Raw genomic sequence first — 17,595 nt, forward strand, 5'->3', positions numbered from 1 at the left:
TCGGAGGGATGCCGCTGGGTTCCGCTGTACCGGGTCGCCTACCAGCCCTTCTCAAACATCCGGGCCACCTCTGCGATCCGCATCTCGTCGCGGTGGTAGTGCACGCGGCCGGCGGACCGGCTGGTGCGCAGCATGCCGGTGGCATGGAGCAGCCGGAGGTGGGTGACGGCGACCGGGCGGGGCATCGAGAACCTCTCGGCGACGGCGTCCGCGGTGACGCCGTGTGCGGCGGGGCCGGGTTCCTTGAGCCAGGCCAGGATGCGCAGGCGCGTCTCGTCCGTGGGAGTCCTCAGCATGTCGTGCCCCTGCCTCGCGGCTCTGGTCGTCTGCCCCCTCTTCCCACTGTCTCGCAGTCGAAGCCGCCGCGTCCCGGACTCGGCGTCCTTGACCGATACCGGACCGACGTGGGTTCACGGGTGAGTTCGGGAACGGGCGAGGGCCCGGCCGCGGGTGTGCGGCCGGGCCCCCTCCCCGTGTGGTCAGCGGTGGCGGAACCAGGACATCGACGAGAGTGCCCGGTCGTCGTAGCCGAACAGCGCCTGGTTCTCCCAGGCGTTGCCGGAGGAGGCGTCGGTCGGGTCCCAGCCGTTGCCGTTCACGGCGGTCCAGGTGGCCTCCCAGTAGAAGATGCCGAGGCCGCGGCCGTTCGGGACGGCCTCCACGATGCTCGCCACGTCGTTCATCCACCGGGTCTGGCCGGCCACGCTCGCCGGGTAGCCGGAGACCAGCTCGCCGCTGGTGTCGATGATGTTCTGGTGCGAGTCCTCGCTGTCCAGGCGGAACGGATAGGCGGTCTCGGCGACGAAGACCGGCTTGCCGTAGCGGGCGGCCGCGTCGTCGAGGGTCGTCTGGAAGTCGGCCAGCGTGCCGTGCCAGTAGCCGTAGTACGACAGGCCGATCGCGTCGAACTTCACGCCGTGGGAGCGCGCGCTGTCGAACCACCAGCGGGTGCCCTCCAGGTCACCGCCCTCGGCGAGGTGCAGGGCGACGGTCGTGTTCGCGTTGACCGCCTTGACCGCGTCGTAGCCGGAGTTGAGCAGACCTGCCAGCTGCGTCCAGTTGGAGGTCGATCCCTCGTTCCACAGCATGCCGCCGTTGATCTCATTGCCGACCTGGACCATGTCGGCGGTGGTGCCCTGCGCCTTCAAGGCGTTCAACACGTCGTAGGTGTGGTTGTACACGTCGGTCTTGAGTTGACTGTACGAGTGCCCGGCCCAGGCGGCGGGTTTGTCCTGGCGGCCCGGGTCGGCCCAGAAGTCCGAGTAGTGGAAGTCGACCAGCAGCTTCATGCCCTGCGCCTTGACGCGCTTGGCCGTGGCGAGGACGCGCGCCTTGTTGTTGTAGCCGTCGGCCGGGTTCACCCAGACCTTGAGGCGCGCGTAGTTCATGCCGGACGACTTGAGGATCGCCAGGGCGTCGCCGGCCGTGCCGGAGCTGTTCCGGTAGACGCCGCCCTTGGCCTCGCTCTTGGCCAGCGAGGAGATGTCGGCACCCTTGATCGACGTACTGGACGTGCCCGACGTGAAGGTCAGGTCGTCGACATTGATCCAGTTGCCCGCGTTCGCGTCACTGTTGACGCTGATCGTGCACTGGTTGTTGCTCACATTGACCGGCACGACGATCCGGATCCACCCACTGGCCGAGACCGGCAGGTCGGTGCGCTGCTCGGCTCCGCCGCAGTTCTTCAGCGCCATGTACGCGGACTTCTGTCCGCCGCCGGAGCGCACCCATGCGGTGAGTTTGTAGGTGCCGTTGGTGAGTCCGGACAGGTACTGGTACGTCTCCACCTTGTAGGCGGTGGAGGACCAGTGGCTGAGGCGGTAGCCGCCGCCGTGGCCGCCGGACTCGGTGAACGAGGCGCCGGTGTCGCCGTACTCGGACCAGCCGCCCGGTGTGGCCGCGCCCGCGCCGTCTGCCTCGAAGCCGCCGTTGGTGAGCGTGCTCGCGGCGTGGGCGGAGGTGGCGGGCAGGGCGGTGAGGGCGAGCCCCGCCGCGAGCGGGAGCAGCAGGGTTCTGAGCGTGCGTCTGGGATGGAACATCGTCGTCCGTCGTCCCTTCGACGTGGGGATTGGGGGTGCCCCTCGCCCGTAGGTGAGGCGAGAGAGCCCCTCCGCCCGCGGCTCGTGGCTCGCGCGGGCGGAGGGAGTCGGTTCAGCCGTCGAGCCGGACGACCCGGACGGCTCCGGCCGGGACCGGCAGCCGGCCCACGGCGCGTTCACCGGTCAGCAGCTCGGTGCCGGGGGCCTCCAGCGGCACCTTGGCGTCCGAGCCGGTGTGGTTGACGGCGAACAGGTAGGTGCCCGACTCGCCGGTGCGGCGGACCACTTCGACGTCCCGGGGCAGGTCGGCGCGCGGGGCGAGCCGCGCGTCCTCGACCGCCCAGCCGAGCAGCGCGTCGAGACCGTCGGCTGCCAGCCGGGTGGAGACGTACCAGGCGGTGCCCTCGCCGCGGCGGTGCCGGGTGACGGCGGGCCGCCCCGCGGTGAGGCCGTCGGCGTACGTCAGGACGGTCTCGGCGCCGCGCGGCACCACGAACTCCGTCCACACGTCGGCGCCCAGCTCGGATCCGTCGGGGCCGCTGACGCGCACCCGTTCGCCGGGCAGCAGCGGCGAGAACTCCTCGACGGTGAGGCCGAGGACGTCCCGCAGCGGGCCCGGGTAGGCGCCCTCGTGGACGGCGTCGTGCTGGTCGACGATGCCGGAGAAGTACGAGACGACCAGCGTGCCGCCGTTCTCGACGTAGGCCGTGAGGTTGTTCCCAGCCGCCTTCGTCATCAGGTACAGGGCCGGTACGACGACAAGGGGATACCTCGACAAGTCGGCTTCCGGGTGGGCGAAGTCGACGGTGAGGTGGCGGTCGTAGAGGGCCTCGTAGAAGGCGTCGGCGCGCTCGCGGGCGTCGTGGTCGACGCTGGGGCGCCAGTCGAGGTTCTGCGCCCACCAGGAGTGCCAGTCCCACAGCACGGCCACGTCGGCTTCGGTGCGGGTGCCGCGGATCTCGCTCAACGCGTCGATGGACGCGCCGAGTTCGACGACCTCGCGCCACACACGGGTGTCGGTTCCGCCGTGCGGGACCATCGCCGAGTGGAACTTCTCGGCGCCGCGGCGGGACTGGCGCCACTGGAAGAACATGGCGCCCTCGGAGCCGCGCGCCACGTGCGTGAGGGAGTTGCGGGCCATCTGGCCGGGGGCCTTGGCGGGGTTGCGGGGCTGCCAGTTGACACCCGAGGTGGAGTGCTCCAGCAGCAGCCAGGGCGCGCCGCCCGCGACGGAGCGGGTGAGGTCGGCGGCCATCGCCAGGTTGACGTGGGTGCGGCGGCCGTCGGTGATGAGGTAGTGGTCGTTGGTGACAATGTCGACCTCGCGGCCCCAGGCCCAGTAGTCGACGGAGTCGCACTGGCTCAGCGCCGTCATGAAGTTGGTGGTGACCGGGACGCCCGGTGAGAGGCGGTGCAGGATGTCCCGCTCCGTCACGAAGTTCTCGCGCATGGTGGCGTCGGCGAACCGCTTGTAGTCCAGCGCCTGGCCGGGGTTGACGGCCGCGGGGGTGAGCCGGGGCGGGTTGATCTGGTCGAAGTCGGTGTAGCGCTGGCCCCAGAAGGCCGTGCCCCAGGCTTCGTTGACCGCGTCGACCGTGCCGTACGTCGTCGCCAGCCAGCGGCGGAAGTGCGCGGCGCACGAGTCGCAGTAGCAGGCCGAGACGGGGACGCCGTACTCGTTGTGCACGTGCCACATCGCCAGGGCCGGGTGGTCGCCGTAGCGTTCGGCGAGCTTCGTGGTGACGGCCGCGGCGGCCACCCGGTAGTCGGCGTTGCTGTGGCAGATCGCCGCGCGGGAGCCGAACTCGTAGCGCACGCCCTCGCGGGTGACCGGCAGGGCGTCGGGGTGGGCCCGGTAGAACCAGACGGGCGGCACGACGGTGGGGGTGCCCAGGTCGACGCGGACGCCGTGCTCGTGCAGCAGGTCCAGGAGCCGGTCGAGCCAGCCGAAGTCGTAACGGCCGGGTGAGGGCTCCAGCAGCGCCCAGGAGAAGATCCCGACACTCACCATGGTGACGCCGGCCTCCCGCATCAGCCGGACGTCCTCCTGCCAGACGCTTTCCGGCCACTGCTCGGGGTTGTAGTCCCCACCGAAGGCGAGCCTGGTGAGGCCCCTGGGGGTGGTCTCCGGCATGGATGGTCTCCCGGTCGATCGATCAAATGGGAACGTGCACACACAGTGAGGCAGTGCAGAGCCCAACATAACCGCACAGCAACAACCATTGACAAGTGTCCGGGATGTTTCTCTACTGTGAACGCTCACAGAAGCATGGCAGGTTCTCGCACCAGGCGAGGACCCCAGGTCAGGGGAGAGATCCATGCCGTACACGAAGCGCCGCCGCCTCGTGACATCCGCCGTCGCCATCGTGCTCGGCGCCACCGCCCTCGCCGCCTGCGGCTCGGGATCCGGGGACAGCGAGACCGAGTCGGGGCCGGTCTCGCTGACGTACTGGACCTGGACCCCCGGCATGGACAAGGTCGTGGACCTGTGGAACAAGGGGCCGGGCAAGAAGGACCGGATCACCGTCACGGTGAAGAAGCAGGCGTCCGGCGACACGCTCGTCACCAAGATCCTGACCGCGCACAAGGCGGGCAAGGCCCCCGACCTGGTGCAGGCCGAGTACCAGGCGCTGCCCACGCTGGTCAGCAACGACGCGCTGGCGGACATATCGAAGACCGTGGGTGACGCGAAGGGCAGGTTCGCCGACGGTGTCTGGCAGCAGACGACGCTGGGCACGGACGCGGTCTACGCGGTCCCGCAGGACATCGGGCCGATGATGTTCTACTACCGCGAGGACCTGTTCAAGGAGTACGGCCTGACGGTCCCGACGACCTGGGACGAGTTCGCCGAGACCGCCCGCGAACTGAAGAAGGCGGCCCCCGGCAAGGACCTCACCACCTTCTCCGCCAACGACTCCGGCCTCTTCGCGGGCCTCGCCCAGCAGGCGGGCGCCAAGTGGTGGACGACCTCCGGCGACCGGTGGAAGGTCTCCATCGACGACGCGGCGACGCGGAAGGTCGCCGAGTTCTGGGGCGGCCTCGTCAAGGAGGGCGCCATCGACAACCAGCCGATGTACACCCCGGCCTGGAACAAGGCGATGAACACCGGCAAGCAGATCGCCTGGGTCAGCGCCGTGTGGGCACCGGGCACGCTGACCACGGCCGCTCCCGACACCAAGGGCAAGTGGGCCATGGCGCCCCTCCCCCAGTGGTCCGCCAACGAGAACCGCACGGGCAGCTGGGGCGGCTCCTCCACCGCCGTCACCACGGACTCCAAGCACCAGGAGGCCGCCGCCGAGTTCGCCGCCTGGCTGAACACCGACGGCGACGCCCTGAACGCGCTGGCCAAGGAGAGCGGCATCTACCCGGCCGCCAAGAACGCGCAGACCAGCGGCGCCTTCCTCAAGCCGCCGGCCTACTTCTCCAATCAGGCCGACTTCTACACCAAGGCCGCCGACATCGCGGAGACCACGGCGCCCTCGGCGTGGGGCCCGAACGTGAACGTCGCCTACACCACCTTCAAGGACGCCTTCGGCGCCGCAGCGAAGAACAAGTCGGACTTCGGCGCCGCGCTGGACAAGATGCAGGCCGACACCGTCGCCGACATGAAGAAGCAGGGCTTCGAGGTCGCGGAGTGAAAAGCACGGCACGCCGGCAGTCGTACGGGGTCAAGGGGGCCCCGTACGCCTTCCTTGTCCCCGCCACCGTCCTCTTCGCGCTGTTCTTCGCGCTGCCCATCGGCTACGCGATCTGGCTCAGCTTCCGCAAGGTGAAGGTCTCGGGCCTGGGCCTGGGCTCCGGCGCCCGCAAGGAGGTCTGGGCCGGTCTGGAGAACTACACCGACGCCCTCACCGACAGCGAGCTGGTGAACGGGGCGCTGCGCGTGCTGGGTTACGGCTGCATCGTCGTCCCGGTGATGCTCGGCCTGGCCCTGCTGCTCGCGCTGATGCTGGACGCCGAGAAGGTGCGGCTGGCCCCCTTCACCCGGCTCGCGATCTTCCTGCCGTACGCCATCCCCGGTGTGGTGGCGGCGCTGCTGTGGGGCTTCCTGTACCTGCCGGACGTCAGCCCCTTCTACTTCGTGCTCGACAAGCTCGGGCTGCCGCAGCCCGACCTGCTGGACGGCGGGCCACTGTACCTGGCCCTGTCGAACATCGCGGTCTGGGGCGGCACCGGCTTCAACATGATCGTCATCTACACCTCCCTCCAGGCGATCCCGGCGGAGGTGTACGAGGCGGCGAAGCTCGACGGCGCCACCCCGCTGCAGATCGCGCTGCGGATCAAGATCCCGATGGTGGCGCCGTCGCTGGTGCTGACCTTCTTCTTCTCGATCATCGCGACGCTCCAGGTGTTCAACGAGCCGACCACCCTCAAGCCCCTCACCAACTCCGTGTCCACGACGTGGAGTCCGCTGATGAAGGTGTACCGGGACGCGTTCGGCGAGGGTGACATCTACGGGGCCGCGGCGCAGGCCGTGATCATCGCGTTCGCCACGCTCCTGCTGTCCTTCGGCTTCCTGCGGGCCGCGAACCGTCGTCAGAAGCAGGAGGCAGCTCGATGAGTTCCCTTGCCGTCCGCCAGGCCGAGCCGGTGGCGGGCAGCACGCCCGGTACCCCCCAGGGCCGCCCGCCGCTGCGCCGCCGGATCGCCCTGATCCCCACGGTCACGCTGTTGCTGGGCGCGATCTACTGTCTGCTGCCGGTGGCCTGGGTGGTCATGGCGGCGACCAAGTCCGGCCGTGAGCTGTTCTCCACGTTCACGTTCCTGCCGGGCACGGGCTTCGCCGACAACGTCCGCGATCTGAGCGCCTACCGCGACGGCGTCTACTGGGAGTGGATGGGCAACTCCGCGCTGTACGCCGGTCTGGGCGCCCTGCTGTCGACGTGCGTGTCGGCGATCAGCGGCTACGCCCTGGCGACCTACCGCTTCCGCGGCCGCGAGACGATCTTCAACGTGCTGCTCGCAGGGGTGCTGATGCCGCCGGTGATCCTCGCCATCCCGCAGTACCTGCTGCTGGCGAAGGCCGACCTCACCGACTCGTACCTGTCCGTCCTGCTGCCGCAGATCCTCTTCCCGTACGGCGTCTACCTGGCGCGGATCTACGCCGCCGCCGCGGTGCCCGCCGACGTGGTCGAGGCGGGGCGCATGGACGGGGCGAGCGAGTGGCGGATCTTCACGCGGATCGCGCTGCCGATGATGATCCCCGGCATGGTGACGGTGTTCCTGTTCCAGTTCGTGGCGATCTGGAACAACTTCCTGCTGCCGTACATCATGCTCAGCGACGACGAGAAGTTCCCGATCACCCTCGGCCTGTTCACCTTGCTGGAGCAGGGCGCCAACACCCCGGCGCTGTACACGCTGGTGATCACGGGCGCGCTCCTCGCGGTGCTGCCGCTGGTCGCCCTGTTCCTGGTCATCCAGCGGTTCTGGAGTCTGGATCTGCTCTCCGGAGCCGTAAAGTCATGACCATGAACGCTTCGGGGGGCAGGCGCAGGCCGCCCACGATCCACGACGTGGCGCGCGAGGCGGGGGTCTCGCGCGGCACGGTCTCGCGTGTACTGAACGGCGGCCACTACGTCAGCCCGGCCGCCCAGGAAGCGGTCAACGCGGCCATCCGCAGGACGGGTTACGTCGTCAACCGGCACGCCCGCTCCCTGATCACCGGGCGGTCCGACTCGATCGGCTTCCTGCTCACCGAACCGCAGGAGCGGTTCTTCGAGGACCCCAACTTCAACGTCCTGCTGCGCGGCTGCACCCAGGCGCTCGCCGCGCACGACATCCCGCTGCTGCTGATGCTGGCGGGCACCGAGGACGAACGGCGCCGCCTCACCCGGTACATCACCGCCGGGCATGTCGACGGGGTGCTGCTGGTCTCCAACCACTCCGGTGACCCCGTCGCCGAGCAGTTGCGTGAGGCCGGTGTGCCGCTGGTGGCGTGCGGGAAGCCGATCGGGCTGGGCTCGAAGGTGAGTTACGTGGCCGCCGACGACCGTGACGGCGCCCGCGACATGGTGCGCCACCTGCTGTCGCTCGGGCGGCGCCGGGTGGGCATGGTGACCGGGCCGCTGGACACGCCCGGCGGTGTCGAGCGTCTCGCCGGCTACCAGGAGGTGCTCGCCCAGGCGGGCCTGGAGTACGACGAGCGCCTCGTCGTCTCCGGCGACTACAGCCGCGCCAGCGGCGAGGCGGGTGCCGAGCGGCTGCTGGCGCAGGCCCCGGACATGGACGCCGTGTTCGTCGCCTCGGACCTCATGGCGCAGGGCGTGCTGGCGGCCCTGCACCGGGCGGGGCGGAGCGTGCCGGGGGACGTCGCGGTCGGCGGTTTCGACGACTCCCCGGCCGCCCTGGCCTCCAGCCCCGAGCTCACGACCATCCGGCAGCCGTGGGACCGCATCAGCGCCGAGATGGTACGGGTGCTGCTCGCGCAGATCGGGGGTGAGGATCCGGCGGCCGTGATCCTGCCGACGGAGCTGGTCGAAAGGGAGTCGACGTAGGCTCCCGCCGCCCGGCGAGGGACGTGCACTGCATGCACGGTCATTGAATGCCGCACCGGTGTTACCGTTCACATATGGCGTCGAAAACGGCTGGTGCGCGGCTCGAGGAACGGTGGCGGGACATCTTGTCGGCGCACGCGCGCACGATGTGCGAGATCGACCGGGTGCTGCATCCGCACGGCCTCGGCGCGTCCGACTTCGAGGTCCTGGACATCCTCGCCACGGCGGCGCCCGAGGAGGGCGAGCAGTGCCGGGTGCAGAACCTGGTCGGACGGGTCCATCTCAGCCAGAGCGCGCTGTCCCGCCTCATCGCCCGGCTGGAGAAGGACGGGCTGGTGACGCGTTCGGTGTGCGTGGAGGACCGGCGCGGGGTGTGGGTGGCCCTGACCTCCAAGGGCCGTGACCTGCACGCGCAGGCACTGCCGCTCCAGCGGGCCGCGCTGGCCCGGACCCTGGGCGCGTAGACCGCCCGGGGCCCGGCCCGGTCCGTCCTACGGACGTGCCAGCAGGGTGCGTACTCCCTCCGAGGTGAGCGTCAGGCGGTGCTCCGAGCTGCCGTCTATGGTGAGCGACAGGTCGTCGGCCGGCCACTGGGCGGCCAGGGCGCCGAGCGGCACCAGGCGGTAGCGGGAGACGAACGGCAGCAGCCCGGCCATCTCCACCTCGGAGGTGAAGACGGGCACCACCGGCTCGCCGCCGGGCTGCTCCAGCACCGGCAGCGCCACCGCCGAGGGGTTGGCGGCGTCGGCGTCGTTCGCGTCGTCGGGCACGGGGATGAGCACGTCGCTGTTGGCGAGCGCGTCCAGAGCCGCCGCGTCCTCGGTGTTCTCGGTGAGGACGTCCAGAGCCCGCTGGGCGGGCGTGGGCGTGGGGTCGTTTGCGGGTGTCTCCATGGCAGATTCCCTGGTAGCGGCGGTCGTGCGGCCCGCCCGGGGCAAGATCCGCCCCGGACGTGGTGCTGCTCGCGTACCCGATCGTGCCCGGGGCAATCCTGCTTGATCTCCGAGGTTCAGGGGATCAGCGGGATGAGGTTCAGGGGATCAGTGGGAAGACCTACCGGGTCCCGGGCCACCGACAGGGCAGCGCACGCTCACTCACGCCACCACCCCCGGCCGGCTCCACCCGGTACACCCCGGCTCCCCGCGTCCGGGTGACGGCCTCCGTGAGCACACCGTCCGTGAACAGTGCCGCGGCCCCGTCCTCCACCGCCCAGCCCGACGGCAACCGCCCCGCTGCCACGGCCGCGCGGTAGGACGGTCGACGGCCCGGTTCACTGTCGTAGTGCGGGCAGACGGAGCCGGGCAGCAGTCCCAGGCCGTCGGGGAGGTACGTCAACGGCCCGAAGGAGTCGGTGTGCGAGCCCTCGGCCCAGCAGTTGGCACCGGCGCTGATGCCGCACAGCAGCGTGCCGCGGCCGTAGGCCTCCCGCAGCAGCCGGTCCACGCCGTGGGCTCGCCATACCGCGAGGAGGTTGGCCGTGTTGCCACCGCCCACGTATATGACGTCCTGGGCGAGCAGGAAGGAGCGCAGTGCGTCGTCGTCCAGTTCGCGGCGGAACAGGTGCAGGACGGAGGGTTCGCAGGCGGGGCGGTTCCCGTACGCCGTACGGAACTGTTCGATGTAGGCCGGCGCGTCTCCGCCGGCCGTGGGTACGAAGCACACCTTGGGGCGGGGCACGCGTGCCCGGGCCAGCACCCAGTCGTCGAGGACGCCGTCGTCATCGGTGGAGAAGCCGCCTCCGAGGAGGGCGATGCGCTGCGGGGAGTCGACGGCCACGGCTGTGCCTTCCTGGACGGGTGCGGGTGAACGTGCGTCTGCCGGTGGAAGCGTCAGCTGTTGCGATCGAGTGCTGCCCGGATCCGGCTGAGCCACTCCGTGCCCAGCCGGCGCCCGTCGGGGAGTTGGTCGTCTCGGTCCCAGCGCCACGTGGTGATCATCGCCAGCACGAGGATGCGGCACGCGCGCAGCAAGTCGTGATCGACACCCGGATAGTGCTCGCCGACTTCGTCGGGCGCGTGGGCGAGGTCGAACTCGACGGGTCCGCGGCAACACGTCTCAAGGTCTATGAACAGCAGTCCGTTGTGCGTGGTGAGCACGTTGCCCGGGTGCGGCTCGCCGTGCAGCAGCTGCTCGGAGCCGCCGCGCTCGCCGATCACTCGTCTCAGGCTTCGCAACGTGTCGCCGAGCAACTCCCGGTCCGCGTCGGCGAGCGCCGGTGTGCGGTCACGGTTCGCCACGAGGCGTTGAGCCTCCTCGACCCGGTCCGTGAAGTGCGGCGTCGGGACATCGAGCGTGCGCATGCCGGCATGCAGCCGCGCGAGCGCATCGGCGTAGCCGGCCGGCGGGGCCTCTTGAGGTGTCACGGGTTCGTAGTAGGTCCACAGTGTGATCGCGAATCCGTCACGCTCATGGACGCGCGGCTCCACCCGAGGCTCGAGAGCGGCCACCGGGCATCCGGATTCGGTGAGCCGCTGAGCGAGATCGACTTCGAACTGTGCGACCTGCTGCGCTACAGGTGCCACCCGGGCCAGGACGTCACAAGGCAGCAGACGCAGAGTGAGCTTGTTCGAGTCCTGAAGAACGATCGCGTCGTCGACCGACAGGCCGAGTGAAGAGGCGGTCGACATGGCCGCGGCCATCGCACGCCGGAACTCCGGCACCTGCATCGTCGTCTGGCCCCTCTAGGTCCGCGGGCCGGTGTGCAGAACGGCGAAGACCCCGCGGGTCCGGGTGCCGTCCGGGAGTTGCCAGGAGCCGGTGACCTGGCCGGTCGCTCCCTGGGGCGGCGCGAGCGGGCCGTCCGGGGCAGGTCGCAGGACCCGGTGCAGCTGGAGGGTCGTGCCGTGCGGCGCGGTCAGCCGGGTGCCGTCCCGGTCGTCGGTGACGACGAAGTCCGTGGGGACGGAGCCTTCGCCGGTCCGGGAGGCGACGACCTCCCGGTCGAGGGCGTCGCTGACGCTCTGGGCCTGAGCCTGCACCCGGCCCTCGATCAAGGCACCCAACTGGGCGACCAGCACCGGGTCGTGGCAACCGTCGTAGGCCCAGCGCTGCCCGAGCACCCCGTGCTCCATGGTGCCCACGAGGGCGTGCTCCGCCCCGTCGAGCGCGGCACCGCGATAGGTGAGCGGCACCGAGTAGGTGACGGGGTGAGGGCCGGAGGTGTCGGTGACGACGATGAACTCGATCCCGACCTCGCCCTGCGGGTCGTCCAGCCGGAACCCGCCGGCCTTGGCCAGCTCCGGTTCGGCTGCGCCACCGCGGTACCACGGGCGGGACGGCAGCCAGGAGGTGAGCAGTTCCAGCTTGGTCGGTTTGACCCAGGTGCGGTGGATGACAGACATGCCGAAGGTTCCCTTCCGTTACGCCGGCCCGAAGGGCGCAGACGGCCCGTGCGCGTATTAGATCAGCCACTGCACCCGCTTGACCACGCGATTACAGGAGGGGGCGCGGCAGCGCGAAGCTTGCGCGGACTTCTCGTTCGTGCCGTCAAAAAGGTGTTCCCGAGCCTGATGTTACCGGTAACATCACCATGGTCCGCCCTTGCTTCGAGCCTTACGCGATGTGTCCTCCGCCCGCCCCCGTCCGGCCGGCCGTCCCCCCGGAGTCCGCGTGACCGACCAGCCCACCGCGCAGCGCGCGGTCACCCTCTCCCCCGCGCCGTCGGCCCCGGTGTTCAGCGGGGCCGCGGTGGTCGCCTCCTGTGCGGGCTTCGTGCTCATCGGCGCGTTGCAGGCCCTCTACGGGCCGGCGATCCCGGGCTTCCGTGCGGAGTTCGGGCTCTCGCCGTCCGCCGCGGGGCTGGGGCTCAGTGCCCACTTCGTCGGCGGCGTGGCGGGTGTGCTGCTGTTCGACCGGCTCTACGGGCGGGTCGGCAACCGGCACATCCTCGGCAGCTCCTACCTGCTGATGGCGGTCGGCGCTGCGGGCTTCGCGCTGGCGCCCGGCTGGCCCACCGCCCTGGCGGCGGCCCTGCTCGCCGGGCTCGGTTTCGGCGGCATCGACTACGGGCTCAACCAGCTGTTCGCCGTGGGCTTCGGCCACCGTTCGACCGCGATGCTGAACATCCTCAACGCCCACTTCGGCATCGGCGCCATCCTCGGCCCCGCCCTGATCGGCGTGGTCGGCTCCGAGCACTACCCGGCGGTCTTCCTCGGTTTCGCCCTCGCCAACCTGCCGTTGCTGCTGTGCCTGAAGGGCGTACGGAACGACGCGCCCGTCCCGGCCGGGAACTCGACGAGCGGTGGCGGGGCCCTCCGGCGGAGCCTCGCCTCGGTGCTCGCCGTCTTCGTGGCGCTCTACGTCCTGCACGTCGGCATCGAGGCCGGGGTCGGCGGCTGGGAGCCCACGCATCTGGAGACCGTCGGCTACGGCGCGGGTGTGGCCGCCACCGCCACCTCCGTGTACTGGCTGATGATGACCGTCGGCCGCTTCCTGGTCGCGCCGCTCGCACTGCGTTTCTCCGCCCAGACGATCATCGCCGTCTCCTGCGCGGGCATGACGGTGTGTCTGCTGGCCGCGTCCGTGCCGGCGCTGGCGCCGTACGCGTACGCCGGTGTCGGTCTGTTCATCGCGCCGATCTTCCCGACCGGGCTGCCCTGGCTGAACCGGGCCGCCCCCAGGGCCCGGAGAGCCGGTGCCCTGGTCATCGCGGCGTCCATGGCCGGCGGTGTCGCGGCCGGTCCGGCGCTGGGCAAGGCCATCGAGTGGTCGGGGGTCCGCGCGGTGCCCCTCCTGCTGTGCGGTGTCTCGGCGGTGTGCCTGGGCGCCACGCTCTGGCTGATCCGCGTCACCCGCTCTCACTGAACCGACTCCCGTCGACTCCCATCGCCCGCACCACCGACTTCAGCCCCTCTCCCGAAGGGAAGCTCCCGCATGCCCGCCCTGACGACGACGTCCGACGGATTCCTGCTGCACGGCGAGCCGTTCCGGATCATCTCCGGTGCGCTGCACTACTTCCGCGTCCACCCGGGCCTGTGGTCCGACCGGCTGCGCAAAGCGCGGCTGATGGGCCTCAACACGGTGGAGACGTACCTCCCGTGGAACCACCACCAGCCCGATCCCGAGGGCCCTCTCGTGCTCGACGGCTTCCTCGACCTGCCCCGGTTCCTCCGCCTCGCCCAGGACGAGGGGCTGCACGTGCTGCTGCGCCCCGGTCCGTTCATCTGTGCCGAGTGGGACGGCGGCGGCCTGCCCGACTGGCTGACCTCCGACCCGGACATCCGGCTGCGCTCCAGCGATCCGCGTTTCACCGGGGCCGTCGACCGCTACCTGGACCTGCTGCTGCCCCCGCTCCGGCCGCACCTGGCCGCGGCGGGCGGTCCCGTCATCGCCGTGCAGGTGGAGAACGAGTACGGGGCCTACGGCGACGACAGCGCGTACCTCAAGCACCTGGCCGACGCGTTCCGTTCCCGGGGCGTCGAGGAGCTGCTGTTCACCTGCGACCAGGCCGACCCCGAGCACCTGGCCGCCGGGAGCCTGCCGGGCGTGCTGACCGCCGGCACCTTCGGCAGCCGGGTCGAGCAGTGCCTCGGACGGCTGCGCGAGTACCGACGCGAAGGCCCGTTGTTCTGCGCCGAGTTCTGGATCGGCTGGTTCGACCACTGGGGCGGTCCGCACCACGTCCGGAACGCGGCCGACGCCGCCGCCGATCTGGACCGGCTGCTGTCCGCCGGGGCGTCCGTCAACATCTACATGTTCCACGGCGGCACCAACTTCGGCTTCACCAACGGCGCCAACCACAAGCACGCCTACGAACCCACCGTGACGTCGTACGACTACGACGCCGCGCTCACCGAGTGCGGCGACCCGGGCCCGAAGTACCACGCGTTCCGCGAGGTCATCGCCCGTCATGCCGGGGTCCCCGACGAGCCCGTCCCGGCGCCCGGTCCCAAACTGCCGCCGACCGGGGTCGAGTTGGACGGCCGGGCACCTCTGCTTCCGCTGGCCGGCGCGCTCGCCGCTCCCGTCCGCACCGACGACCCGGTGACCATGGGCGAGCTCGGGCAGCGCACCGGCTACGCGCTGTACCGCACCGTCCTGCCCGCCCCCGGTGACGGTCTGCTGCACTTCGCCGACGGGGTCGGCGACCGTGCCCAGGTCTTCGTCGACGGCGCACCCGTCGGTGTACTGGAGCGCGAACGCCACGACGAGACGCTGCCGGTGCGCATACCTCACCCGGGCGCCGAGCTGGAGGTGCTCGTCGAGAACATGGGCGGTGTCAACTACGGGCCCCGCATCGGCGCCCCGAAGGGCCTGCTCGGTCCCGTCTCCTGCAACGGCACCGTCCTGCGCGGCTGGGAATGCCACCCGCTGCCGCTGGACGACCTGGACGCCGTGCCGTTCGCCCCGGGCGACGGGACGGCGGTCACCGTGCCGGCCTTCCACCGCGGCACGTTCGAGGTGGACACGCCCGCCGACGCCTTCCTCTCCCTGCCCGGCTGGACGAAGGGGCAGGCCTGGATCAACGGCTTCCACCTGGGCCGCTACTGGAACCGCGGCCCCCAGCACACGCTGTACGTCCCCGCGCCGGTGCTGCGGCCGGGCTCCAACGAGCTGGTCCTGCTGGAACTGCACGGCACCGCCGCCACCCGCGCCCAGCTCACCGACACGCCCGACCTCGGCCCGGAGAACACCTGGTGACCCCGCACCGGCTGCGCGTGCCCGCGCCCTCCGCTCCCCCGCCGACCGGCCACCTGCCCTTCACGGACGCACCGGGCGTGCCCGACCCGATCGAGGTCACCGGCCGCTGGCTCACCCGTGGCGGCCGCCCCTGGTTCCCGGTCTCCGGCGAGTTCCACTACTCCCGCTACCCGGCCCGGGAGTGGCAGGAGGAACTGCTGAAGATGAAGGCGGGCGGGGTGACCGCCGTCGCCTCCTACGTCATCTGGATCCACCACGAGGAGATCGAGGGGCGGATCCGCTTCGACGGCGACCGCGACCTGCGTCGCTTCGCCGAGCTGTGCGCACGCCACGGACTGGACTTCATCCCGCGCATCGGCCCGTGGTGCCACGCCGAGGTACGCAACGGCGGCCTGCCGGACTGGCTGCCGGCCCGCGTCCACGCGCCGCGCAGCGACGATCCGGCCTATCTGGAGTCCGTACGGGTCTGGTTCGCGGCCGTCGCGGACCAACTGCGGGGTCTGGACCGGGCGCACGGCGGCCCGATCGTCGCGATCCAGATCGAGAACGAGCTCTACGACCAGCCCGGCCATCTGCGGACACTGAAGCGCCTGGCACAGGAGGCCGGACTCAGCGCGCCGCTGTGGACGTCGACCGCCTGGGGCGGGGTCCAGCTCCCGGGTGACGAACTGCTTCCCCTGTACGGCGGCTATCCGGAGGCGTTCTGGACGGAGGCGGACGGCGGCTGGCCCGACACCTGCCGCAAGCACTTCTTCTTCACCCACGAGCGCGACGACGAGGGCATCGGCGCCGACCTGCGGCCCACGACCGTACGCGGCTCGGACCCGGCTCCGACGGACCGGTTCCCCTGGGCCACCTGCGAGTTGGGCGGCGGCATGGCGGTGGCCTACCACCGGCGGCCCCGGGTGGAGGCCGCCGACGTGGGCGCGCTGGGGCTCACCAAGATCGGCTGCGGTTCGGTCTGGCAGGGCTACTACATGTTCCACGGCGGCACGAACCCGCCCGGTGAGCTGACGGCCCTTCAGGAGTCGCACGCCACCGGCTACCCCAACGACCTGCCTGTCCTGACCTACGACTTCCAGGCCCCGCTCGGCGAGTACGGCCAGGTGCGTTCCTCGTACCACGAACTGCGGCTCCAGCACCTGCTGCTGGACTGCTTCGGGCACCGGATCGCCCCCATGGAGTCCGTGCTGCCCGAGCGGCAGCCGGCCGGGCAGCACGACCGGGACACGCTGCGCTGGGCCGTCCGCACCGACGGCACGTCGGGGTTCCTGTTCGTGACCAACCACCAGCCGCACGAGCCGCTGCCCGACCACCCGGGCACGGCCTTCGCGGTCGACTTCCCGGACGCACCGTCGCTGACGCTGCCGAGCGCTCCCGTCACGGTGCCCTCCGGCGCCTGCTTCTGCTGGCCGCTGCGGCTCGACGTGGCCGGGCTGCGGCTGGAGTGGGCGACCGCGCAGCCGGTGTGCACCGTCGAGGCGGGCGGGCGCACGGTCCTGGTGCTGGCCGCGACCGACGGCATCGCGCCCGAACTCGTCCTGGACGCGGACACGGTGGCGTCCGTCGCGGCACCGTCCGGGGAGGTCACGCCGGTCGCCGGCCGGGTCCTGGTCAGCGGAGTGCGACCCGGCACCGACGCCCTGGTCGAGGTGGACGCGACCGACGGTTCACGCGTCGGACTGCTGGTCCTGGACGCGGCGACGGCCCGCACCGTCTACCGGGGTGACGCGTGGGGAGCCGAGCGGCTGGTGCTGTCCGGGGACGCCGTCGTCTTCGACGGTGCCGAGGTACGGCTGCACAGCCCGGCCGCCGAGCCGTCGTTCGCGGTGCTGCCCGCGCCGGATTCCGCCCCGGTGGTGGCCGGGACACGGGTGCGGAAGGCGGCGGACGGCGTGTTCACCCGCTACACGATCGAGGCCGCGCCCCTCACGTACAGCGCGGTGCCCGTCACCCTGGTCAGGCCCGCCGGTCCGGCGCCCGAGCCGGTGACCGGCGTGCGGGGCCGGGCGAGCGTGCCGGCGGACAAGCACGTCGAGGCGGTGGCCGCCGAGTACCGCGTCGACGTACCGGAGGACCTGCTGGCGGCGCCCGCCGGTGTCCTGCTGCGGCTGCACTGGACGGGGGACCTGGCCCGGGCCTACGTGGGGGACGTCCTGGTCGCCGACCAGTTCTACTCGGGCCGGGTCTGGGACATCGGCCTGGACCGGCTGCCTGTCGAGGAGGTGCGGGCGCGGGGCCTGCGGCTGAGGGTGCTGCCGCTGGCCGCGGACGCCGCGGTGCATGTGCCGGGGCAGGTGGGTGACGCCTGGCGGGCGGCCGGGGTGCGGCACGCCGAGTGGGTGGTCACGCGCTCGTGGGTGCTCCGGACGGACCGAGGAGCCCTTGCACGATGAACACCCGCGTCGCGCTGCCCTCTGTGG

General features: G+C 71.2%; 15 protein-coding genes. 8 read left to right on the forward strand and 7 right to left on the reverse strand.

Annotated elements, in window-relative coordinates; all coding sequences use genetic code 11:
* Positions 1-38 precede the first annotated feature (38 nt).
* The 3 genes from SCNRRL3882_RS03120 to SCNRRL3882_RS03130 form a co-directional block, all read right to left on the reverse strand.
* On the reverse strand, positions 39-296 hold the full coding sequence (locus SCNRRL3882_RS03120; protein ID WP_010043989.1) for an ArsR/SmtB family transcription factor: 258 nt from the start codon (positions 294-296) through the stop codon (positions 39-41).
* Positions 297-479: 183 nt separating this feature from the next.
* Entirely contained in the window at positions 480-2,039 is a 1,560-nt protein-coding gene (locus tag SCNRRL3882_RS03125; protein ID WP_010043988.1) for a glycoside hydrolase family 53 protein, read from the reverse strand.
* Between the two features lie 112 nt (positions 2,040-2,151).
* Complete coding sequence (locus tag SCNRRL3882_RS03130; RefSeq protein ID WP_010043987.1) at positions 2,152-4,173, reverse strand: beta-galactosidase; 2,022 nt, start codon at positions 4,171-4,173, stop codon at positions 2,152-2,154.
* A gap of 184 nt (positions 4,174-4,357) precedes the next feature.
* On the opposite strand from SCNRRL3882_RS03130, the gene SCNRRL3882_RS03135 reads away from it, so the two are divergent.
* From SCNRRL3882_RS03135 to SCNRRL3882_RS03155, 5 genes are all read left to right on the forward strand, one after another.
* On the forward strand, positions 4,358-5,677 hold the full coding sequence (locus SCNRRL3882_RS03135; RefSeq protein WP_010043986.1) for an ABC transporter substrate-binding protein: 1,320 nt from the start codon (positions 4,358-4,360) through the stop codon (positions 5,675-5,677).
* Entirely contained in the window at positions 5,674-6,600 is a 927-nt protein-coding gene (locus SCNRRL3882_RS03140) for a carbohydrate ABC transporter permease (protein ID WP_010043985.1), read from the forward strand. The genes SCNRRL3882_RS03135 and SCNRRL3882_RS03140 overlap by 4 nt, the downstream gene beginning before the upstream one ends.
* Complete coding sequence (locus SCNRRL3882_RS03145; RefSeq protein WP_010043983.1) at positions 6,597-7,505, forward strand: carbohydrate ABC transporter permease; 909 nt, start codon at positions 6,597-6,599, stop codon at positions 7,503-7,505. The genes SCNRRL3882_RS03140 and SCNRRL3882_RS03145 overlap by 4 nt, the downstream gene beginning before the upstream one ends.
* Positions 7,502-8,533: a LacI family DNA-binding transcriptional regulator gene (locus SCNRRL3882_RS03150; RefSeq protein ID WP_010043981.1), complete on the forward strand. Its 1,032-nt coding sequence runs from the start codon at positions 7,502-7,504 to the stop codon at positions 8,531-8,533. The genes SCNRRL3882_RS03145 and SCNRRL3882_RS03150 overlap by 4 nt, the downstream gene beginning before the upstream one ends.
* A 74-nt stretch (positions 8,534-8,607) precedes the next feature.
* On the forward strand, positions 8,608-8,997 hold the full coding sequence (locus tag SCNRRL3882_RS03155) for a MarR family winged helix-turn-helix transcriptional regulator (protein ID WP_029181458.1): 390 nt from the start codon (positions 8,608-8,610) through the stop codon (positions 8,995-8,997).
* A 27-nt stretch (positions 8,998-9,024) separates the two neighbouring features.
* Here SCNRRL3882_RS03155 and SCNRRL3882_RS03160 read toward each other — a convergent pair whose 3' ends face one another.
* From SCNRRL3882_RS03160 to SCNRRL3882_RS03175, 4 genes are all read right to left on the reverse strand, one after another.
* Positions 9,025-9,426: an SseB family protein gene (locus SCNRRL3882_RS03160; RefSeq protein ID WP_010043978.1), complete on the reverse strand. Its 402-nt coding sequence runs from the start codon at positions 9,424-9,426 to the stop codon at positions 9,025-9,027.
* A 160-nt stretch (positions 9,427-9,586) separates the two neighbouring features.
* Positions 9,587-10,309, reverse strand: coding sequence for a peptidase E (locus SCNRRL3882_RS03165; RefSeq protein ID WP_010043976.1), 723 nt, complete (start codon positions 10,307-10,309; stop codon positions 9,587-9,589).
* A 53-nt stretch (positions 10,310-10,362) separates the two neighbouring features.
* Positions 10,363-11,199 (reverse strand): phosphotransferase enzyme family protein, encoded by an 837-nt coding sequence (locus SCNRRL3882_RS03170; RefSeq protein ID WP_010043974.1) that lies wholly within the window; start codon positions 11,197-11,199, stop codon positions 10,363-10,365.
* 15 nt (positions 11,200-11,214) lie between these two features.
* The gene (locus SCNRRL3882_RS03175; RefSeq protein ID WP_010043972.1) at positions 11,215-11,874 is read right to left on the reverse strand and encodes a maltokinase N-terminal cap-like domain-containing protein; all 660 of its coding nucleotides are present in this window, start codon (positions 11,872-11,874) and stop codon (positions 11,215-11,217) included.
* Positions 11,875-12,142: 268 nt separating this feature from the next.
* Between SCNRRL3882_RS03175 and SCNRRL3882_RS03180 the strand changes: the two genes are divergently transcribed.
* From SCNRRL3882_RS03180 to SCNRRL3882_RS03190, 3 genes are all read left to right on the forward strand, one after another.
* Positions 12,143-13,336, forward strand: coding sequence for an MFS transporter (locus tag SCNRRL3882_RS03180; protein WP_010043969.1), 1,194 nt, complete (start codon positions 12,143-12,145; stop codon positions 13,334-13,336).
* 69 nt (positions 13,337-13,405) lie between these two features.
* Entirely contained in the window at positions 13,406-15,172 is a 1,767-nt protein-coding gene (locus SCNRRL3882_RS03185) for a glycoside hydrolase family 35 protein (protein ID WP_010043967.1), read from the forward strand.
* Positions 15,166-17,568, forward strand: a complete 2,403-nt coding sequence (locus SCNRRL3882_RS03190) for a beta-galactosidase (protein WP_086012559.1) — start codon at positions 15,166-15,168, stop codon at positions 17,566-17,568. The genes SCNRRL3882_RS03185 and SCNRRL3882_RS03190 overlap by 7 nt, the downstream gene beginning before the upstream one ends.
* Positions 17,569-17,595: the final 27 nt, after the last annotated feature.

Origin of the sequence: Streptomyces chartreusis NRRL 3882 (assembly GCF_900236475.1) — a bacterium.
Lineage (GTDB): Bacteria > Actinomycetota > Actinomycetes > Streptomycetales > Streptomycetaceae > Streptomyces > Streptomyces chartreusis_D.

Bases quoted from the DNA above. Each gene is read 5' to 3' on its own strand.
- SCNRRL3882_RS03160 (WP_010043978.1), bottom strand. From the start codon at position 9,426: ATGGAGACACCCGCAAACGACCCCACGCCCACGCCCGCCCAGCGGGCT.
- SCNRRL3882_RS03175 (WP_010043972.1), bottom strand. From the start codon at position 11,874: ATGTCTGTCATCCACCGCACCTGGGTCAAACCGACCAAGCTGGAACTG.
- SCNRRL3882_RS03145 (WP_010043983.1), top strand. From the start codon at position 6,597: ATGAGTTCCCTTGCCGTCCGCCAGGCCGAGCCGGTGGCGGGCAGCACG.
- SCNRRL3882_RS03130 (WP_010043987.1), bottom strand. From the start codon at position 4,173: ATGCCGGAGACCACCCCCAGGGGCCTCACCAGGCTCGCCTTCGGTGGG.
- SCNRRL3882_RS03155 (WP_029181458.1), top strand. From the start codon at position 8,608: ATGGCGTCGAAAACGGCTGGTGCGCGGCTCGAGGAACGGTGGCGGGAC.
- SCNRRL3882_RS03170 (WP_010043974.1), bottom strand. From the start codon at position 11,199: ATGCAGGTGCCGGAGTTCCGGCGTGCGATGGCCGCGGCCATGTCGACC.
- SCNRRL3882_RS03125 (WP_010043988.1), bottom strand. From the start codon at position 2,039: ATGTTCCATCCCAGACGCACGCTCAGAACCCTGCTGCTCCCGCTCGCG.
- SCNRRL3882_RS03150 (WP_010043981.1), top strand. From the start codon at position 7,502: ATGACCATGAACGCTTCGGGGGGCAGGCGCAGGCCGCCCACGATCCAC.
- SCNRRL3882_RS03120 (WP_010043989.1), bottom strand. From the start codon at position 296: ATGCTGAGGACTCCCACGGACGAGACGCGCCTGCGCATCCTGGCCTGG.
- SCNRRL3882_RS03135 (WP_010043986.1), top strand. From the start codon at position 4,358: ATGCCGTACACGAAGCGCCGCCGCCTCGTGACATCCGCCGTCGCCATC.
- SCNRRL3882_RS03185 (WP_010043967.1), top strand. From the start codon at position 13,406: ATGCCCGCCCTGACGACGACGTCCGACGGATTCCTGCTGCACGGCGAG.